General features: G+C 68.8%; 1 protein-coding gene. It reads right to left on the bottom strand.

Annotation, left to right across the window (positions count from 1 at the left end; all coding sequences use genetic code 11):
• Positions 1–457 precede the first annotated feature (457 nt).
• The gene (locus HZS63_RS13765) at positions 458–802 is read right to left on the bottom strand and encodes a transposase (protein WP_395140399.1); all 345 of its coding nucleotides are present in this window, start codon (positions 800–802) and stop codon (positions 458–460) included.
• Between the last annotated feature and the right edge of the window lie 581 nt (positions 803–1,383).

Below are 1,383 nucleotides of genomic sequence, written 5' to 3'. Positions count from 1 at the left end.
GCGGGGTAGTGCAGAGGTTCCAAAGCTTCCGACCGGGGCTGAGAGACTGCTGATATGTGGGTTTGGTTTTCTGTTAAACTCCACCACCACCATTCAGCGCCCAACCGTTCTCGGTTGGGCGTTTTCGTTTCCGGGTTCCCCGACACCGCGCGGGGTTCCGGGCCGTTCCGCCTGCGCCGCGCCCCACTGCCGGGGGCGGCTGAATGGGGCAGGTTCGACTCCGATCTGCCCTCTCTTCTCTCGAAACCTGCGCCAACTTCTTGGCGCAAGCGCACGCAAGCGGCCTTGCGCCACCGTGACTTACACCTGCGTCACGCAGAGCAGTTGCCCATGGCGCTTGCTCGGGTGTCAGCCCGGTCGGTTCAACAGCGATCGGGGCCATTGCTGGNCGGCCTTGCGCCACCGTGACTTACACCTGCGTCACGCAGAGCAGTTGCCCATGGCGCTTGCTCGGGTGTCAGCCCGGTCGGTTCAACAGCGATCGGGGCCATTGCTGGAAGCTCATGCGGTCCAGCACCTGGTACTCGCAGTCCTCGTCGCTGAGGTTGTACAGCGACTGGATGAACAGCAGCCGCACCATCACCTCGGTGGGGTACGGCGGGCGCCCGCCTTTGCTACGGTCAGCGCGAGGGCAGGCGGTGTCGACCCGGGCGGCAATGGCCGCGAAGTCGATCAGTTCGTCCATTGCTGCCAGGTTGGCGATGAAGCCGCCGAGCTTGGCTTGGCGCTGGTCTTGCACGAACAGGTCAGCGCCAGGCTGGTGACGCCAGAAAGACGAGGGCTTGATGCGCGGGGTGATCATGGGCGACATCATGCCGGCTCACGCGCTGCAAGGGGGAGGGAGGTTTCGAGAAGTGCCCTATGGCGTGACATGGCGCGACCGCCCGATCCGCAGCAGCTTAGGCGGCCTTCTTCGCGGCGAGCTGGCGCAGCACGTAATGCAGGATGCCGCCGTGGCGGGTGAGGGAGGGCCGCTTGCGCGGCACTGCCGCGCGGCCCTTCCGAACGCCCGCGCCGCTGGCGCGGGCGGGGCTTCCGCCCGATCCGCAGCGGCTTAGGCGGCCTTCTTCGCGGCGAGCTGGCGCAGCACGTAATGCAGGATGCCGCCGTGGCGGGTGAGGGAGGGCCGCTTGCGCGGCACTGCCGCGCGGCCCTTCCGAACGCCCGCGCCGCTGGCGCGGGCGGGGCTTCCGCCCGATCCGCAGCGGCTTAGGCGGCCTTCTTCGCGGCGAGCTGGCGCAGCACGTAATGCAGGATGCCGCCGTGGCGGGTGAGGGAGGGCCGCTTGCGCGGCACTGCCGCGCGGCCCTTCCGAACGCCCGCGCCGCTGGCGCGGGCGGGGCTTCCGCCCGATCCGCAGCGGCTTAGGCGGCCTTCTTCGCG

Source organism: Tepidicella baoligensis (genome assembly GCF_013432195.1).
Taxonomy (GTDB): Bacteria; Pseudomonadota; Gammaproteobacteria; order Burkholderiales; family Burkholderiaceae_C; genus Tepidicella; species Tepidicella baoligensis.
The sequence above is the reverse complement of the archived record's forward strand: the minus strand, read 5'-3'. Positions and strand labels throughout refer to the sequence as shown.

Bases quoted from the DNA above. Each gene is read 5' to 3' on its own strand.
- HZS63_RS13765 (WP_395140399.1), bottom strand. From the start codon at position 802: ATGATCACCCCGCGCATCAAGCCCTCGTCTTTCTGGCGTCACCAGCCT.